This window comes from Terribium retamae (assembly GCF_022347545.1).
Taxonomy (GTDB): Bacteria; Pseudomonadota; Alphaproteobacteria; order Rhizobiales; family Rhizobiaceae; genus Mesorhizobium; species Mesorhizobium retamae.
Map to the genome: position 1 here is coordinate 139,708 of NZ_JAKREW010000009.1, position 18,404 is coordinate 158,111.

Consider the following 18,404-nt stretch of genomic DNA (forward strand, 5'->3'; position numbering starts at 1 on the left):
CGGATTCTCAGAAAGTGGAAGGCGGAGAATAACCGATGCGGGCACATAGCCGCAAAAGCTCGGTATGGCGCGTGCGCGGCGAAGGCGTCACGGCGATATCGAGCTTGTGAGGATGGGCCACTACAGCACGCATGGGCACACTCTAGCCGACCCTGCGACGGCTGTTCAACCCACCGCGCAGTGCCACAACGCTGGCAACCACCAGGACCAGGCAGATCGCTCCCAACGTCACCGGCAAGCCCGGTGCACCAAACAAGGTCATGGCGCCGCCCGCCAACGGTGGCATGGCAATACCGCCGACGCCCCACATCAGTGAAAAAGCCGCGTTGCCGGCGATGAGTGCCTGGCCCGTGAACCGTTCACCGAGTTCGATGATGGTCATGGTGTAGATGCCGTAGGACACTGCACCGAGGACGAACAGGAACGGCCATACCAGAGGCGTGGTGATCACCAAAGGCAGCAGCGCGCAACCGGCGGCCGTTGCGATGACACAGCCCAGCCGCACGACCTGCGCCGAAAGTCGCTCAGCCAGCAGTCCGAGCGGGACCTGCATCGCGATGTTGCCAGCGATCATGACGGTCAGCAGTGCCGACATACGTGTCTCGGCAATGTCGAAATGCGTGCCGTAGACCGGCAGGAGCGCCAGCACCGACTGCTCGAAACCTGCTGCAACGATCACTGCCGCCAGCAGCAACGCGGCCAACGGCATGAAGCCCAGCACTGAGACGTGGTGGCCCGTCTGGTCGACCTTGGGCAGTTTGGGCAACACGACGGCAAGGCAGGAGCCGCAGACAACAAAGGCCGCGATTCCGACCAGGAACGGTGCCCAGCCCTCGGTGCCTACGAACAGCAGGCAGAGCGGTCCGGCGGCAAAGCCGGCTGAGATCAGTGTGGAATAGACCCCCATGATGCGTCCCCGCCTGCCGGGCGGTGCCAGCGCGATCATCCAAACTTCGCTGAGCACATAGAGCGGATTGGTGACGACGCCGATCATGAAGCGCAGCGGAAACCATGCATAGACATTGTAGGTCAGCCCGACGAGCGCCAGCGTCAGCGCGGAAAGTGCAGCACAGATCAACGCCGTGCGCCCTGCCCCAAAACGCCGGGCCAAGGCCGGGATCAGCGGCGATGACACGATGAAGCCGATCGGCGTCATCCCGGCGGAGAGCCCGATCATTGCTGGCGACACGCCTTGCCGCTGCAGGATGAAGGAGAGAAGTGGATAGCTCAGGCCCTGCGCGATGGCAAAGACTGAAACCGTCGCGATCACGCCGGTGATCGCAGCCCAATTGATCGCCGTTTGGTTATCGCAGCTCTCAGCAGCGGCCATATCTCCTCCCAACCGCGCCCATCTTCGAGGTCAACGGTTTTCGGGTGCTAGCCGTTCATCGCGATTGAAGAAAGGGCCGCATGCGCTGGATCGCTTGCTCCACCAGGCAGCCGCTGGCTGCATATCTCATGGAAAATATCGCGCCAGCGCTCCCTTCCGGCCCTGTGCATAAGGCTTCAGCCAGCCGTCATCGATCCGCAGACCATCGTCGGCAGACGGTCCCTTTCCCAGTGTGCGTCGCCATGCCCTGAACTTGTAGTGATCGAACACGTCGAGGAAGTGGACGGCATAGGCAGCGGCAAAGGTCTTGTCTCCTTCAACGATCACCAGGTTCTCATCGTTCTCGTAGGAAGCTTTGTAGCCGAGGTTATGGCTGCCGGTGATGACGGTGGCATTGTCTTCCATCGGGTCGATGATGACGATCTTGTCGTGCACGATGGCATGACCGATCGTCAGCACTTCGGCCTGGAAATCCGTTGCGATCGAAGCGCCGGTCAGGTTTGCCGCGCGGACGATGGAGACGTTCGGCATCTCCCATACCTTCTCCGGGAACACGAAGGGCGACTTGCCGTCTTTGTTGGATTTGCCTGTGATCGGGTCTCGCGTCGAAGGCACATAGTTCGGCATCGCCGCCTGATCGCTGATCGCACCCTGCACGATCAGGTCACGATTTGCCCGGGCGGCCGCGACGGCTTCAGCGACAATCGAGTTGTCGCCGCGCCGCGAGGGATTGAAAACAAGGAACAGAATGGCCTTCTTGGCGGCCTGTATACGGCTGAACACATCCTCCAGGTCGACCGGCCGGACCGACAGCGTCTTTTTGTTGCGCTCCGGGTCATTCGGCGAGAACCACACGGTCATGCCGTCGATGTGTGCGCTTTGGCCATTCAGCGGATTGGCGATGTGATTGCCTTGTCGGAACGCGACGCCTTGCGTCTGCACGGCATGGCCTGGCGCATCCTCGCGCTGCGGCGGCGGAAAGGCGTCTGCTTTCATACGCTCCCAGTAATCGTTGAAAATCCTCGCCATTTCGGGATCATCGCGAATGAAGGCGTTGTTGGACTGGCCACAAATGCCAGTCGTCGTCCAATTGGTCGAGCCGGTCATCACGGCCTGCGGCACGCCGTGTTTGTCGCGATAGACCGCAAACTTGTTATGGCCGATATGGTTGTTGTTGAAGAGCCGGTCAGTCACCGTCACGCCGGCATCGCGCAGTGCCTTGCGGTAAGGCGCGTTGCCGAAGTCCCATTTCTTGGTCTGCGTGTCCTTGCCTGAATTGGAAAGGATCACTTCGACCACGTCCTTGGCGGCGATGATGGCGTCGCGCAATGCGTCATCGCCGAGCTCATACAGGGCTAGGCGTACCGAGCCGTCTTCGGCCTTGGCACGCGCCAGCAGACTGGTCAGCACATCGGGCACGTCGCCATGCAGATAGGCCCGGATCTTGCTGCTGCGGTCTTGCAACTCTTCCCGGATCTTCTCGCGCTGGCCAACCTTGATGCCTGCCTCGGCCAGCGCACGGGACATCCATTGTGTCGACAACACACCGTTGGTGAAAGCGACGCGCGCCTTGCCGAACATCGAACCGAGGAAGATCGTCGGGCTGACGGCGCCTTGCCCCAGATAGCCGAGCGGCCGTGGCGCACCTGTGTAAGTTCGTTGACCGTCGATCTCGGGAGGCCGAACAGGTACCGGTTCCAGCCCGGCTTTCATGGCGCCGACCGGACGGACCCGATAAGCGATCATTTCGCCATCAGGTCGCATGGTCAGACTGTCGCGACGGCGCCGAACGGTGAGATCGCGCCAGAAGGTCTTTTGCACCGGCCACACGCCGGTATCCTGCGGGATCCAGTCCTTGTTGCGCTGCCCTTTGAACGGCACCCAGGAGGCAAGGCAGCGTTCTTCGCCGGTATCGGGATAAAGCCGCACGATCTCGAAGCCGAGACAGCCCGGGATCATGCCGTCGACGTCCCAGGCGATGAACGAGACCTCGTTGTTGGTCGCCGCCCGGACCCTCACCACATCGGCCACGATACCCTCCCTGTCAGACTCGGGCGCGCGTACTTTAATTCGTTCTTATGGCGCGACTGTAACGCCGTTCACATTTGCCTGCGCCGACTTTTCGGCGGGTTACCGCACACTGCTGACACGGCAGACTTGATGTCGCTTTGCTCGCTCTAGTGGTCGCCGCCTCCGCAATGGCGAACCTGCCGGCAGTCCATTATGCGGCGACAAAATCGCATGAGGATTACCATGACCGCCGCGCTGCAACCCGCTGAACCGGCCTTGGCCACCGATCGCGCCCGTCGTGGCGGACGCGCCGGCAAGCGCGCCGCAGGCTCTGCCGCCTTCGACCAACCCGCTTTCCGGCAGCTCAAGATCCCTTTCACGCCGACCAAGCTGCTCTCCGACGACGAGTTGGAATCGATCCATCTCGCCTCGCTGCGCGTGCTCAAAGAGATCGGCGTCGACGTACTGCATGACGAAGCGCGTCGCATCATGAAAGCACATGGCGCCGATGTGCGCGAAGGCGAAGTTCGCGTTCGGTTCGACGCGGACATGATCCTCGACTTGATCTCCCACGCGCCCAGCGAATTCACGATCCATGCCCGCAACCCGGCGCACGATCTGCGTTTCGGTGGCAACAACACGATTTTCGCGCAGATGGCCTCCGCACCCAACTGTTCCGATCTCGATGGCGGCCGCCGGCCCGGCAACCAGCGCGACTACCGCAATTTCCTGAAGCTCGCGCAGATGCATAACATCCTGCAGATCACGGGAGGCTACCCGGTCGAGCCGATCGACATCCACCCGTCGGTCCGTCATCTCGAATGCATCCGCGACCTCGCCATCCTGACCGACAAACCCTTCCACGCCTATTCTCTCGGCAAGGAACGCAATCTTGACGGCATCGAGATCGCACGCATCGCGCGTGGCATCTCGCGCGAGCAGATGATGGAGGAGCCGTCGCTCTTCACCATCATCAACACCAACTCGCCACTCAAGCTCGATGTGCCGATGATGGAAGGCATCATCCAGATGTCGTCCATGGGCCAGATCGTCTTCGTAACACCCTTCACGCTATCGGGTGCGATGGCACCGGTGACGATAGCCGGCGCCCTGGTGCTGCAAAATGCCGAAGCACTTGCCGGCATTGCTTTTACGCAGATGGTCCGCAAGGGCGCGCCGGTCGGCTACGGCGGCTTCACCTCGAATGTCGACATGAAATCCGGCGCACCAGCCTTCGGCACGCCGGAATACATGAAGGCGCAGTTGGTCGGCGGCCAGTTGGCACGCCGCTACAATCTGCCCTACCGCACCTCGAACACCTGCGCCGCCAACACGGTAGACGCACAAGCTGCCTATGAAAGCGTATTTTCGCTGTGGGGTGTCATCCAGGGCGGCGGTAATTTCATGATGCACGGTGCCGGCTGGCTGGAAGGCGGCCTGCGCTGCTCTTACGAAAAGATGATTCTCGACATCGACCTTCTGCAGATGGTGGCGGAATTCCTCACGCCGCTGGACCTGTCGGAGGACGCCCTTGCCGTCGACGCCATCCGCGATGTCGGTCCGGGTGGCCACTTCTTCGGCACGCCGCATACCCAGTCGCGCTACAAGACCGCCTTCTATTCGCCGATCCTGTCCGATTGGCGCAATTTCGAGACCTGGGCGGAAGCGGGCTCACCGACAGCGATGGAGAAGGCCAATCGCGTCTGGAAAGAGCGGCTGGCGAGCTACGAGGAGCCTTACATGGATCCAGCGATCCGCGAGGAACTCGACGCCTTTGTCGATCGGCGCATCGCCGAGGGCGGCGCTCCGACCGATTTTTGAGCGAGTCTTCGTCGAGCTGCTGACTCTTAATCAGCGGCTCGAATTGACGGCGCAACATGAATCAAACCATCCAAATCGAGAAATAACTCCATGAAGTCCCACGTTAAAGCGGTTGTGATCGGCGGCGGCGTCGTCGGCTGTTCAGTCCTCTACCATCTGGCAAGAGCCGGCTGGACCGACGTCATGCTGATCGAGCGTTCGGAGCTCACCTCGGGCTCGTCCTGGCATGCGGCAGGCGGCTTCCACACGCTGAACGGCGATCCCAACGTCGCCAAGCTGCAGGCCTATACGGTGCAGCTCTACAAGGAACTCGAGGAGCTTTCCGGACAGTCCTGTTCGCTACATCTGACCGGCGGCATCATGATGGCCGATACGCCGGAGCGCATGGACTTCCTGCGGCTGGCCCACGCCAAGGGCCGCTATCTCGGCATGGACACCGAGCTGATCACGCCTTCGGAAGCCAAGGCGATGTTCCCGCTGATGGATGAGACGAATTTCGTTGGCGCCATGTGGGATCCAGTCGAGGGCCATCTCGATCCGTCCGGCACCACGCATGCCTACGCCAAGGCCGCCAAGAAGCTGGGCGCCGAGATCGTCCTGCGCAACCGCGTCATCGAATTGACCCAGGAGGTCGACGGCACCTGGAACGTGGTCACCGAACAGGGCACGGTGAAGGCAGAGCATGTCGTCAACTGCGGCGGCCTGTGGGCACGCGAAGTCGGCCGCATGGTCGGCGTCGAGCTCCCCCTGCTTGCCATGGAGCACATGTATCTGCTCACCGAGCCGATGAAAGAGGTCGAAGAATTCAACAAGGCGACCGGCCGCGAAATGGTGGGCGTGCTCGACTTCAAGGGTGAGATCTACACCCGCCAGGAACGCAACGGCATCCTGCTCGGCACTTACGAAAAGGCTTGCAAGCCGTGGTCGCCGGTGAACACGCCCTGGGATTTCGGCCACGAACTGCTGCAGCCCGACATCGACCGCATCGCACCCTCGCTGGAGATCGGCTTCAAGCATTTCCCCGGCATCGCCAATGCCGGCATCAAGCAGGTCATCAACGGCCCCTTCACCTTTGCCCCCGACGGCAACCCGCTGGTCGGTCCCGTCCAGGGCCTGACGAACTTTTGGTGCGCCTGCGCGGTCATGGCCGGCTTCAGCCAGGGCGGCGGCGTCGGTCTCGCGCTGTCCAACTGGATGGTGAATGGCGATCCCGGCTTCGACGTCTGGGGCATGGACGTTGCCCGCTTCGGTGAATGGGCGAGCCTGCGATACACCAATGCCAAGGTGCGTGAGAACTACTCGCGCCGTTTCTCCATCCGCTTCCCGAACGAAGAGCTGCCCGCTGCCCGTCCGGCGCAGACCACGCCACTCTACGACACCATGGTGGCCAACAATGCCGTCATGGGCGACAGCTGGGGCCTGGAAACGCCGCTCTGGTTCGCGCCGAAAGGTACGGAGCCGAAGGATGTCGTCTCCTTCCACCGCTCCAACGACTTCGAACATATCGGCAATGAAGTGCGTGCCGTGCGCGAGCGCGTCGGCGTCACCGAGATTGCCAACTTCGCAAAATATGAAGTCAGCGGAACAGGTTCGGAAGATTTCCTGAATCGTTTGATGACCAACCGCATGCCCAAGAAGGGTCGCATCGTGCTGACCCCGATGCTGAACGAATTCGGCAAGCTGATCGGCGACTTCACTATCGCCAAGACGGGTGACGACAAGTTCATGATCTGGGGTTCGTCCGCGGCGCAGAAGTACCACATGCGCTGGTTCGAGAAGCACCTGCCGAAGGATGGTTCCGTCCGTATCCACCGCTTCGATCAGACCCTTGTCGGCCTCTCCATTGCCGGACCGAAGAGCCGGGAGCTGTTGCAGAAGCTCGCCGACATCGACGTTTCGTCCAAGGCCTTCCGCTTCATGGACTTCCGCGAGATGGCCATCGGTGGTGCACCGTGTCTCGTCAACCGCATCACCTATACCGGCGATCTCGGCTATGAAATCTGGATGCAGCCTGCCTATCAGCGGCTTGTCTATGCCGCCATCAAGGAAGCGGGCGCAGAGTTCGGCATCGTCGATTTCGGCATGCGTGCACTGCTTGCCATGCGCCTGGAGAAGAACTTCCCGACATGGTTCCGCGAGCTCAGGCCTATCTACGGCCCATTCGAGGGTTCGATGGACCGCTTCATCAAGATGGAGAAGAACGACTTCATCGGTCGCGAAGCCGCTGCCCGAGAGCAGTCCGAACTGGCAAACGGCAAGGGGTCGAAGCTGCGCCGCGTCTCCTTTGTGGTGGATGCAGCCGATGCGGATGTGATGGGCGACGAGCCGATCTGGGCCAAGGTTTCGACTGACTACGGTACGGTCGAGAAGCCGCATGGTTACGGTGCACCGCGCTTCGACGAGACCGGCAAGGAAGTGCGCGGCTCGAAGGCCGCACAAGGCGCCTCTGGGGTGCGTGGCATCGTTGATGGAGAGTGGCGCGTCGTCGGCTGGATCACGTCGGGCGGCTACGCACACTATGTGCAGAAGTCGATGGCGCAGGGCTACGTGCCGGCGGCATTGGCCGAGAATGAAAGTGCCGGCATGTTCGAGATCGAGATCCTCGGCCACCGCCGCCCTGCCCGCATCAACATTGAACCGCCCTTCGACCCAAGCGGCGAAAAGATGCGAGGTTGAACCATGTCGACGGCTGGCCGGACTTCAGGGAATTTCGGCCGCCATCGCAAGATCGTGCCTTTCGAGCCGGGTAGCGGTTCCAAGCCCGGCTCGACTGAAGCGCTACGCGCGGCGTCGCGCGAAAAGGCGGCTTCACTCAACCAGCATGTGCTGGGTTACGGCGAGATCGCCGAACGTGAATGGGCCGCAGCCGGGATAGATGCACCCGATCTTCCCAGGATGCGCAAGTACCGGCTCGAGCGCATTCGCGCCGAATTGCGACGCCGCGGCTATGCGGGCGCCTTGCTCTATGATCCGGTCAATATCCGCTACGCGACCGACAGCACAAACATGCAGCTCTGGGTCGCGCACAATCCGACGCGCCATTGTTTCGTGGCGACCGAAGGGCCGGTCGTTCTGTTCGACTATTTCTCCTGCGAGCACCTGTCCGACCATTCCGGTGTCGTCGATGAGGTGCGGCCGGCCGTGTCCTGGATGTATCTCTATGGCGGCGAGATCACGGAGATGAAGGTGCGCCGTTGGGCTGCCGGGATCGCCGAACTCGTGCGCGAACATGGCGGAGGCAACAATCGCATCGCCGTCGATCACCTCGACCATGAAGGAGTCGAAGAGCTTGCACGACTCGGCATCACCACAGGCAGTGGGGAAGCCGTGATGGAAAATGCCCGCCTGATCAAATCGCCTGACGAAATCCTTGCCATGCGACGCGCCATTGTCGCCTGTGAGGCAGCCATGAGCGAGATGCAGACGGCCCTTCAGCCCGGCATTTCCGAGAACGAACTGTGGGCGGAATTGCATCGCGGCAATATCGCGCGCGGGGGCGAATGGATCGAAACGCGGCTGCTTTCCTCTGGCCCGCGCACCAACCCTTGGTTCCAGGAATGCTCCTCACGCATCATCGAGGCCGGGGATCTCGTCGCCTTTGACACCGACCTCATCGGCCCCTACGGGTTCTGCGCCGACCTTTCACGCACCTGGCTGTGCGGAGACGGCCGCCCGAGCAACGAGCAGCGCGATCTCTATCGCATCGCCGCCGACCAGATCGCCCGCAACACGCAACTGATGCAACCTGGTATCTCGTTCAAGGAGCTGGTCGAGCGTTCGGCAGTTCCACCGCGGGACTGCTTCCCGACGCGCTACGGCGTGCTTTATCATGGCGTCGGTCTTGCCGATGAATATCCAACCCTACCCCACATTTCCGATTGGACGGACGATACGCCCGATGGTGTGATCGAGCCGGGCATGGTCCTGTGTGTGGAAAGCTACATCGGCCGTCTGGGTGGGCACGAAGGGGTCAAGCTCGAGGAACAGATTCTGATCACCGAGAAAGGCCATCAGAAACTGTCGGCCTATCCTCTCGACGAACGCCTGCTGGCTGAATGAGCTCTGACCCTTCATTTTGATGTGGAAAGCACAAGTACCGGCATGGCTGCGAGTCACGCCGGCGGAGATAGTGGCGCGTCGTCGCTAGAGCGTTTCCGTTTTTAATGCGGAAACCCTCTAACTCTCTGTTTTTACGCAACTCCCACCGGAAAACCGTTACACACTTTCCTGAATTGCTCTAACCTCGGATCAAGCCATGCCATTTTCCCATCGCTTCGGCCTCGCCAGTGCAGCGCTTGCTGCGGCTCTCGCCACAACCGCAACCACGGCCCGGGCAGAGCAGCCAATCGCACCGAAAGTCCTTGTCGTCACCATGTTCGGAGGCGAGGCGAAACCATGGTTGGAAGGACGAAAGTTCGACACCAAGCTGAAAGTTCCGGGGTTGTCGAAGGAATATCCAGAGGTCGCCTGTGATGCCGCCGGCCTCTGCGTCATGACGACCGCCATGGGCTATGCCAATGCGGCCAGCTCCGTCTCAGCAGTGATCTACAGCGGCCTGTTCGACCTTAAGCAAAGCTACATCCTCATTGCCGGCATCGCCGGCGTGGATCCGAGCGACGGCACGCTTGGTTCGGCGCACTGGGCGCGTTTTGCCGTCGATGCCGGTCTTCGTCACGAGATCGACCCACGTCAGATTCCCGCTGATTGGCCGGACGGCGTCGTCGCACTCGGCGCCAAGGCGCCAGGAGAAAAGCCCAAATGGGGCTCGGGAACGGAAGTTTACAAGCTGAACGACAAGCTGGCGGACAAAGCGCTCGCCTTGACCAGCGACGTCGAGCTGGCCGACAGCGAAGAAGCCAAAGCTTACCGGACGGCATACAGGACCGCGCCAGGTAACGCTGCACCGGCCGTCAGCATCTGCGACACACTTTCGACCGACACCTACTGGCACGGCACGAAGACGGCAGAAAGCATGGGCAAATGGGTATCGCTGCTGACCGACGGCGCCGGCAACTATTGCACCACGCAGATGGAAGACAATGCTTCCCTGACAGCTCTCCAGCGTGGTGCCGATGCCGGCCTGTTGCAATTCGATCGTATCGCGCTTTTGCGTACCGCGTCTAACTTCGATCGCGAGCCGGAAGGCAAGACGGCAATGGAATCGTTGAGCGCGGATTCCGGAGGTTTCGGCCCGGCAACCGCCAATGCCTACCGGGTCGGCTCGAAATTCGCCGATGCCGTCATCGGTGACTGGGCGGTATGGCAAAAAGGCGTGCCGGCAAAATAGAGGTACCGATCTCGAAGCGATAGGCGGAGGGATTGCCGGCTGAACTCAGCCGGCAATCAGCTCGGCTTCTTCCGCAAGAGCTTCGCGCAGTTTGGCCAGCAGTGCCGGTGGCGTGGTTCGTGCGGTAATGAAGGGCAAGCCCTTGCGGCGTGCCGTCCAGCCAATGACAGCGACGTCCTTGGCCTTTGGTTCAAAACGCTGCGCCATTGCCCAGCTTTGGCAATCGATCGCCGCGACATCGGCGCGGCCTTCGGCAACAGCTACGATGGAATTGCGGTGCCCCCCGCTTTCGATGCGCTCAGCGAAGATATCGAGGTTTTCGCCCTTCGCCTGCAGGTCGCGGGTTATGGCGATGATGCCCGACATCGAATCCAGACCGTTGAAGGCAAAACGCATCCCGCGGATCAGATCCAAGGGAATAAGCGCCTGGCCATCTTCGGGGGCGGCGATGTTTTGTCCTGGCTGCCGCATCATGATCGCGCTGGAATAAAACCCTCCCCGCCCGCCTTCGATGCCGTCGTAGTTCGGCTGGCCGATCACCTGAACATCGCGCTCCAGACCGAGCTCCATCGGCCCCCAACAGGTCTGCGCAAACAGCAGGGCCGGATGCTGCCAGACGGCATGGAAATCGAGTTCGTCCGGCGGCGCCATTGCGGGATCGGCAATGACGGTCTCTCCCGATGCATCGCGAATGCCGCCGGGAACCGCCGGCAGGTCGGCATTGCGCCGCACTACGGTTTCAGGCGCGTCAACACCCAGGCGGCGCAGGGCATCGCGGATCTTGGCCCATTGGAAATCCACCTCGGCTCGCGCCTCGGGCCAATCATACATCGGCAGGGCCGCAATATATTCGCTCATGTCGGTGATATGGTTGCCGCTGGTTGTCGGTTTCAAGCCGCGCGATGAAAGGCTTTCGGGAAGCGCTTCATTCCTTCGGAGGCTCTGCCGGAACCGGCGCGGTACCAAGGCCGCTGACATTGCGTGCCCGTACGCGCGGCGCAAACGCCCTGCCTTTTTCCGGCACGCGCCGCAATACAGGGTGCACGATCGGTTCCTTCGCCTTGAAGGCGTATGCCTTCAGCAGTGCGAAATAGTTCGGATAGGAATAGCCGTGGTTGGCCTTCAGCCATTTTTCGCGGTCGTCCCGAAAGAGCTTCGGCAGCTTGTACCAAGCCACCGTCGGCTTGCTGTGATGCACGAAGTGCAGGTTGTTGTTCAGGAACAGAACGGACAGCGGCGAGCGTTCCACGATCACCGTGCGGCCTTCCGGATGTTCCGACCATTGGTGCTCGGCATAGGTGCGTATCGCAATCAATGACTGGCCGAACCACATGGGCACCAGAACGTAGAGCCACAGCGGCAAGCCGAAACCGAACTGGATCACCAGCAGTACGGCGGCAAGCCCGATGGCGTGCAGCAGCCAGGCCTTGCGGATCGCCTTGTCTCCCGCCAGCATCTGTTTGGCGTCATCGATGAAGAAACCGATCATCGACATCCATGGCCCGAGGAAAAAGCGACCGACCATGGTGTTGTTGGCCCTAAGCAGGAACTTCATCACCTCGGGAAGTTCTTCGTGGTGCCACAACGCCTTGTAATAGCTTTCCGGATCATCGAGCGGATCGGTCAGGCGCTCGTCGGCATGGTGGCGCAGATGCAGTGTCTTGAAACGGCGGAATGGCCATATAAGTCCGATCGGCAGGAAGACGATGGCCTCGTTGATCGACGCATTGCGGGTCGGGTGGCCGTGCAGCACTTCATGAACCAGCGACGACTGCAACGCTACCATCAGCGTGAGCACGACCAGGGCCAATACCGGATAAGAGGGCCAGATCAAAAATCCGGCGACAAGCCAGGTTCCGTAACAACCTATGGCGAGAAAGACGGTTGGCCATTCCACGGCCGGTTTGCTGCTCACCTTTTTGCGTTTGTTCGCCATGCGATCGACCACTGCCCTTTCAGTCGCCGGAACCGGTCTGTGATTCCTGACAACATTGTGTCAGCAGTCATGCGCTGTCTCAACGCGACAAAGCGCACAAAATGTTGCGATTGCGCACCTTTGCAAGCATATGATGTGTTTAGTAAACAAAGCAGGAGATTCATTTACGCCTTTTTGCGTGAATGACCTCACCGAGTAGAACTTTTTGCTAGGTTTAAGAGGAACAACGCAATGGACAAGCGCGACCTCTCCACTCTGTTCCGGGAGCGGCTAAAATTGCTCTTGACACGCTCCGACCTCAATCAGTCAGCCTTCGCATCCGCCGTCGGCATTGACCGCTCAGCGCTGTCGCAACTGCTTTCCGGTGCGTCCGTGCGCTTGCCGCGCGCCGAAACGCTTCTCAACATCGCCGCCGAATTCAAGGTCTCGCTCGACTGGCTTCTTGGTCTTTCGCAGGACGAAGGCGTGACCGGTGAAATCCGCGAAAGCCTTGAGATCGAGGAGGCCTCAGGCGGGTTCGAGCGCACGCTGATTGCCAAATGGCATGCAGAAGCGGTCGGCACCAAGATCCGCTACGTGCCGGCGGGCATACCCGACCTGCTGCGCACCGAAGCGCTGGTCGATTATGAGGCGGGCATTTCCAACAAGAGCCGGCAGGCACAGGCCGGCGAAACGCAATATCGCATCGATTACAGCCGGCGGCCGGAGACGGATATGGAAGTCTGCATGCCGCGCCACACACTGGAGATCTTCGCGCGCGGCCTGGGCGTCTGGGATGCTTTTCCGGCGGAAGAGCGCCGCGAGCAATTGCTGCACATGGCTGCCCTGCTCGACGATCTCTACCCGACCTTCCGCCTCTATCTCTATGACGGACGCATGCGTTATTCGATCCCCTATACGATTTTCGGGCCATACCGCGCGGCGATCTATGTGGGCGACATGTACATCGTGCTCAACGCCACCCAGCCGATCCGCACGTTGACCGGCCATTTCGACAATCTGATCCGCGCTGCCGAGATCAATGCGCATGAGGCCGCCGCCTTCGCCCAACGCCTGGCCGACCTGCCCCTTGCGGTTTCGCGTTCCTGACGGCAATTCTCCTCGATCATCAGAACGGGAGCTACCCTTGGGTCGTCATATCGTCGTGCCTCCACAGTCCGGCCGCGCCTTCCGGGTCGAGAAAGACGAACTCATCCGCATCATCGACCCCAGGGGCCAGCAGGTTGCCGACCTGTGGGCTTTCGTGACCGGAGATCCGCTGGACTGGCTGAGTACGTCGAACACCCGCGATATCATCGAGCGGCTGTTCCCTGCCGTCGGCGAGCATTTCTACGGCACGACTGGTGAGCCGCTGCTGACGCTGGTCGCAAATAACTCCCCTGGCCCTCACGACATGCTCTTTCCGGCCTGCAATGCCGCGCTCTACCGCCGCGCCGGTTTCGACGAGCATCCGAGTTGCCAGGACAATCTGCACAAGGCACTTGCTGCCGAAGGAATCGCCATTCCCTTCACGCCGGACCCAGTCGACTTTTTCCAGAACTCGCTCCCGACCGCTGACGGAACTTTGCTGGTCGACGCCTCGATCAACCCACCCGGAGGTTCGGTGACATTGCGCGCCGAACGCGATCTCCTGATTGTCGTCACCGCCTGTTCGGTCGATCATCACCCGACCAACGGTGACGCATGTACCGAAATCGAAGTCGAGCTGACCCCAGCCACGTAGATACAGTGACTGGCGAACCGGTTTTCTATCTCCATGGGAGCGATAGAAACCGCGCCTCCCATTGACTGGACATAAAGACTTCTTTATATCCTTATCCAAACTTGAATTGAAAGCGCGCGCCATGACGACCGTCAATCCGATCGATGCCCTGATCGCAGAAAAAGGTGTGCTGCTGGCGGATGGCGCCACCGGCACGAACCTGTTCGCCATGGGTCTGCCGGCTGGCGAAGCGCCGGAAATCCTCAACGAAACGGCACCCGAGACAATCGCCAAGCTGCATCAAGGCTTCGTCGATGCCGGCGCCGATATCATCCTGACGAATTCCTTTGGCGGCACCCGCCATCGCCTGAAGCTGCACCACGCGCAGGACCGCGTCTTCGAATTGAACAAGAAGGCTGCGGAGATCGCCCGCTCTGTCGCCGACAAGGCTGGCCGCGAGGTGATCGTCGCCGGTTCCGTCGGCCCGACCGGGGAACTGCTTATCCCGCTCGGTGCGCTAAGCTATGAAGATGCCGTCGAGGCTTTTGCCGAACAGATCGAAGGCCTGAAGGCCGGCGGTGCCGAGGTCGCCTGGATCGAGACCATGTCGGCTCCCGATGAAATCCGTGCCGCCGCCGAAGCCGCTATTCGTGTCGGCCTGCCTTACACCTATACCGGTTCCTTTGACACCGCCGGCCGCACCATGATGGGTCTTTTGCCGAAAGACATCCACGCGGTCGCTGACGGCCTTGCCGAAGCACCGATCGGGGTAGGTGCCAATTGCGGCGTCGGCGCCTCCGACATCCTCGCTTCGCTGCTCGACATGACCGAGGCGAAGCCCGGGGCTACCGTCATCGTCAAAGGCAATTGCGGCATCCCTGAATTCCGTGGCTCGGAAATCCATTATTCCGGCACGCCGGAACTGATGTCCGACTATGTGCGGCTGGCCGTCGATGCCGGCGCCAAGATCATTGGTGGCTGCTGCGGCACCTCCTTTGCCCACCTGGCCGCGATGCGCAAAGCGCTGGACGTCCATAAGAAGGACATGCGCCCGACGGTCGAAACCATCGTCGAGCGCATTGGGCCGCTGCGCAACAAGGCCGCCAGCGCCAATGCGAACGAGAACGCTGAAGGCCGTCGCGAGCGTCGCCGCTCGCGCGGCTGATAAACGGCGTCCTTTTAGTTGCTGTTGTCGGCGTAGCGTGCTTGCGCCGAGCCGAGATCGGTCGACGGGCCGCCATTGCGCATCAGCGCGACAGTTTCTGAAGCGCGAGGGTCGCTGAGTTTTTCCAATGCCGCGCGAAAGCGTTCATTGGTAAGAGCGGACAGCGCCGTCTTGCGGGCGGTCTCCACATCCCTGCTGATCGTTGCCTGTGATGCCCTGGTCGGTTCGGGGGCCCGTGTTGCCGTCGTCTGAATCGAAGTCGAAATACCGTCTATGCGCACGTCGAAACCCTTAAAGAGCGTCCCTCGAAAGGTCCTTACCGACGTTACGTTGCGCTGCGGTATCGAAACTACACGGCATTTTAGCGAACGGGTGAAAAGGGGAGATCGGGCTATGCGCGGCGATTCCAGAAACCTCTTGAAATGCCCTCTCCCCGCCGAGGCGGAGAGAGGGCAGCATATCACTTCATAGCCGCCGCCAACCGCACCAGGGACAGGAATTCCGCCCGATAACCAAATGGATCGGCTCCCCGCGCCGCGTTGGCAATTTCCTGTATCCGGTCATAACCAAACTTGGCCGTCGCATCCTCGTTACGCAGTTTCTGCCCGAATGCCGCAACTGCAATCGAGAAGCGCTGATCGGTGCCGGCTGCATCGAAGGATGGCACTTCATTGGCAGCGATCACCGGCGTGGTGATCAACTTGGACGTGTCGGCGTCCGGCAGCTTGTAGCGGATCTTCACGAACGCATATTCGTCCGCATTCGACACCCCGCCGTTGCTGGTGGTCGCCTCGCCGTAGCGCAGATCGTCGACCTGTTGCGCGGCGCCTTTCGGCGTCAGCTCATAGATCGCCGTCACGGAATGGCCGGAGCCGATTTCGCCAGCATCGACACGATCGTTGTTGAAGTCTTCGCGATTGAGCGCCCGCGTCTCGTAACCGATCAACCGATATTCCGAGACCTTTTCCGGATTGAACTCGACCTGGATCTTCACATCCTTGGCGATCGGGAACAGGGTCGAGGATGCATCTCCCACAAGCACCTTTTCGGCCTCGGCCAGCGTGTCGATATAGGCAGCTGTGCCATTGCCGTTCTGGGCGATGGTCTGCATCATCTGGTCGTTGAGATTGCCACGACCGAAACCAAGCACCGAAAGGAACACACCGGTTTCGCGCTGCTTTTCGATCAGACGCTTGAGATCGTCATCGTCGGTCTGGCCTACATTGAAATCGCCGTCGGTGGCGAGCATCACCCGGTTGATGCCACCTCTGACGAAGGATTTCTGCGCCAGCCGGTAGGCCTCGCGGATACCAGCCTCCCCGGCCGTCGAGCCGCCTGGTGCGAGATTGTCGATGGCTCTCAGGATCTTGTCCTTCTCCGACGCCTTGGTCGGTTCAAGCACCGTACCGGCATCGCCTGCATAGGTGACGATGGAGATGGTATCGTCGGCCTTCAGCTTGTTGACGAGCAATCGGAAGGCGGATTTCAGCAATGGCAGTTTGTCCGGCTCGTCCATCGAGCCGGAGACATCAATCAGGAAAACCAGATTGGCCTTGGGCTCCACAGCGGGCTGCATGTCGTAGCCCTTGATGGCAACATGCATGAGCTTGTGTCCGGCATTCCACGGCGCCGGCATGACGCTGACCGTGGTGTTGAACGGCGTTTCGGCGTTGTTCGGCCCCTTCCAGTCATAGGGGAAGTAGTTGACCATCTCCTCAACACGGACCGTGTCCGCCTGCGGCAAAAGCCCATCCTTCAGCGAACGGCGAACGAAGGAATAGGATGCAGTGTCGACATCGATGGAAAAGGTCGAGACCGGATCTGCCTTTGTCGAGCGAACCGGATTGGTCTTGAAATCCTGGATGCGGTCGCGGTTCTCCTCAGGCGGCTGCATGCTGTCGGCGGGCAGCGGCGCCGGCGCGACAGCCGGAGGCTCCGCCATCAGCGTTGTGTTGGCCGGACTGCGCGCCAGCGCATCCGCGGCTTCGCTCTCGGCCCGGGGAGCAGCCTGACTTATCTCGGCGCTTTTCATCCGCGCCAGTTCTCGTCGCGGGACAGCCTGCATGTTGCCGGCAGGTGCGGCAGCTTCGGATTTTGCGGCAGACATCGTGGGCGCGACCTTTTGCTCAAGGTCCTCTGCCGAAGGGGCTGCAGCCAACGGCTGCACGTCCGCATCCGGCCTTGCGGGCGCCGGTTTGTCGGCAAGCGTCTCCGTTACGGTACCGCCTGCATCGACCGCCGAACGCTGCTCCTGCATCAGATGAAAAGCGGTGTAGCCCGCAATCGGCAGCGCGACGAGACCGGCAATGGCCGGCGTGGCGATGAGCTTCTTCTGCATGATCTCTCTCCAGAGCGTGAGTGCTCGGGAAGTGAGACGCGGCCTCGCCGCCATTCCTTGGGGTGCCACCTCATCTTTTTCGTCGAAGGCTGTCATGGCGGCGGCGAGCGCGCGGGCGCGCGCTTTGGCATCCGGGCCGGGCAGCGCCGCATCGCGCAACTTTTTCAGTTCGTTGTCATCGACCATGGTCACACTTCCCCAGCTGAACGCATCAGAACTTTCAGCCGTTTCTTCGCTTCATGGATGTGCCACGAAACCGTCGCCTCCGAGATTGCCATCGTTTCGGCTGCCGCCGCATGATTGAGGCCTTCGCCATAAACCAGCAGAACAGCCTCGCGCTGCTTGTCGGGAAGAAGCCGCACAGCTGCCCAGAGCTCATCCACCGGATCTTCTTCGGCGGCCTGCGCCGGACCGACGATCAGTGCATGACCACCGTACGCTTCGGTCTTTGCGCTTTCGCGCGCGCTCTTCCGCGCAAGATCACGCGCGGCATTCAACGTCACGGCATAAAGCCAGGTGGTGAAAGCGCCGCCGCCACGATAGTCGCGGATCGCGCGACCGAGCCGCACACAGACATCCTGGGCGATATCTTCGGCATCGGCCTTGCGACCGCACCAACGGTAGGCGACGCGGTAGACAAAGTCATAGTGACGCGCAACCAATTGGCCGAACGCATCTCTGTCTCCGTCTTTGGCCCGCCCGATCAGCTCGGTGTCGGATGCCTCGTCGTCCAGCATCATCGCCATCATTTGCCCGTTGGACGACGCCTATTGGCCAATCCTTGGGCGGATGGGAAGATTTTTTTGAAAGCAACG

At 61.0% G+C, this 18,404-nt stretch carries 15 protein-coding genes; 7 read left to right on the forward strand and 8 right to left on the reverse strand.

Annotation, left to right across the window (positions count from 1 at the left end; all coding sequences use genetic code 11):
• Nucleotides 1-7: 7 nt before the first annotated feature.
• The 3 genes from L4923_RS30925 to L4923_RS12285 form a co-directional block, all read right to left on the reverse strand.
• Nucleotides 8-133 (reverse strand): hypothetical protein, encoded by a 126-nt coding sequence (locus L4923_RS30925; protein ID WP_275448372.1) that lies wholly within the window; start codon nucleotides 131-133, stop codon nucleotides 8-10.
• Nucleotides 134-142: 9 nt separating this feature from the next.
• Entirely contained in the window at nucleotides 143-1,330 is a 1,188-nt protein-coding gene (locus L4923_RS12280; RefSeq protein ID WP_239365271.1) for an MFS transporter, read from the reverse strand.
• A 126-nt stretch (nucleotides 1,331-1,456) separates the two neighbouring features.
• The gene (locus L4923_RS12285; protein WP_239365273.1) at nucleotides 1,457-3,361 is read right to left on the reverse strand and encodes a phospholipase D-like domain-containing protein; all 1,905 of its coding nucleotides are present in this window, start codon (nucleotides 3,359-3,361) and stop codon (nucleotides 1,457-1,459) included.
• Between the two features lie 222 nt (nucleotides 3,362-3,583).
• Here L4923_RS12285 and L4923_RS12290 point away from each other — a divergent pair, with 222 nt between their 5' ends.
• The 4 genes from L4923_RS12290 (at nucleotide 3,584) to L4923_RS12305 (ending at nucleotide 10,448) form a co-directional block, all read left to right on the forward strand.
• On the forward strand, nucleotides 3,584-5,161 hold the full coding sequence (locus L4923_RS12290) for a trimethylamine methyltransferase family protein (protein WP_239365276.1): 1,578 nt from the start codon (nucleotides 3,584-3,586) through the stop codon (nucleotides 5,159-5,161).
• 90 nt (nucleotides 5,162-5,251) lie between these two features.
• Entirely contained in the window at nucleotides 5,252-7,837 is a 2,586-nt protein-coding gene (locus L4923_RS12295) for a GcvT family protein (protein ID WP_239365279.1), read from the forward strand.
• Between the two features lie 3 nt (nucleotides 7,838-7,840).
• Nucleotides 7,841-9,220, forward strand: a complete 1,380-nt coding sequence (locus L4923_RS12300; RefSeq protein WP_239365282.1) for a M24 family metallopeptidase — start codon at nucleotides 7,841-7,843, stop codon at nucleotides 9,218-9,220.
• Between the two features lie 196 nt (nucleotides 9,221-9,416).
• On the forward strand, nucleotides 9,417-10,448 hold the full coding sequence (locus L4923_RS12305; RefSeq protein WP_239365285.1) for a purine-nucleoside phosphorylase: 1,032 nt from the start codon (nucleotides 9,417-9,419) through the stop codon (nucleotides 10,446-10,448).
• Nucleotides 10,449-10,493: 45 nt separating this feature from the next.
• Here the strand turns inward: L4923_RS12305 and L4923_RS12310 are convergent, their stop codons facing one another.
• Both L4923_RS12310 and L4923_RS12315 read right to left on the reverse strand, forming a co-directional pair.
• Nucleotides 10,494-11,306 carry a phosphate/phosphite/phosphonate ABC transporter substrate-binding protein gene (locus tag L4923_RS12310; protein WP_239365287.1) on the reverse strand — a complete coding sequence of 271 codons (813 nt, stop codon included), beginning with the start codon at nucleotides 11,304-11,306 and terminating at the stop codon, nucleotides 10,494-10,496.
• Between the two features lie 67 nt (nucleotides 11,307-11,373).
• The gene (locus L4923_RS12315; RefSeq protein ID WP_239365289.1) at nucleotides 11,374-12,384 is read right to left on the reverse strand and encodes a fatty acid desaturase; all 1,011 of its coding nucleotides are present in this window, start codon (nucleotides 12,382-12,384) and stop codon (nucleotides 11,374-11,376) included.
• 231 nt (nucleotides 12,385-12,615) lie between these two features.
• On the opposite strand from L4923_RS12315, the gene L4923_RS12320 reads away from it, so the two are divergent.
• From L4923_RS12320 to bmt, 3 genes are all read left to right on the forward strand, one after another.
• Complete coding sequence (locus L4923_RS12320) at nucleotides 12,616-13,473, forward strand: helix-turn-helix domain-containing protein (RefSeq protein WP_239365291.1); 858 nt, start codon at nucleotides 12,616-12,618, stop codon at nucleotides 13,471-13,473.
• Nucleotides 13,474-13,510: 37 nt separating this feature from the next.
• Entirely contained in the window at nucleotides 13,511-14,107 is a 597-nt protein-coding gene (locus L4923_RS12325; RefSeq protein WP_239365294.1) for a DUF1989 domain-containing protein, read from the forward strand.
• 121 nt (nucleotides 14,108-14,228) lie between these two features.
• A complete protein-coding gene (gene bmt, locus L4923_RS12330; protein ID WP_239365296.1) occupies nucleotides 14,229-15,251 on the forward strand; it encodes a betaine--homocysteine S-methyltransferase in 1,023 nt (340 codons plus the stop codon).
• A gap of 14 nt (nucleotides 15,252-15,265) precedes the next feature.
• Here the strand turns inward: bmt and L4923_RS12335 are convergent, their stop codons facing one another.
• The 3 genes from L4923_RS12335 to L4923_RS12345 all read right to left on the reverse strand — a co-directional run bounded on the left by L4923_RS12335 (nucleotide 15,266) and on the right by L4923_RS12345 (nucleotide 18,335).
• Nucleotides 15,266-15,532, reverse strand: coding sequence for a hypothetical protein (locus tag L4923_RS12335; RefSeq protein ID WP_239365299.1), 267 nt, complete (start codon nucleotides 15,530-15,532; stop codon nucleotides 15,266-15,268).
• A 179-nt stretch (nucleotides 15,533-15,711) separates the two neighbouring features.
• On the reverse strand, nucleotides 15,712-17,775 hold the full coding sequence (locus L4923_RS12340; protein WP_239365301.1) for a vWA domain-containing protein: 2,064 nt from the start codon (nucleotides 17,773-17,775) through the stop codon (nucleotides 15,712-15,714).
• A gap of 2 nt (nucleotides 17,776-17,777) precedes the next feature.
• On the reverse strand, nucleotides 17,778-18,335 hold the full coding sequence (locus L4923_RS12345) for an RNA polymerase sigma factor (protein ID WP_239365303.1): 558 nt from the start codon (nucleotides 18,333-18,335) through the stop codon (nucleotides 17,778-17,780).
• Nucleotides 18,336-18,404 lie beyond the last annotated feature (69 nt).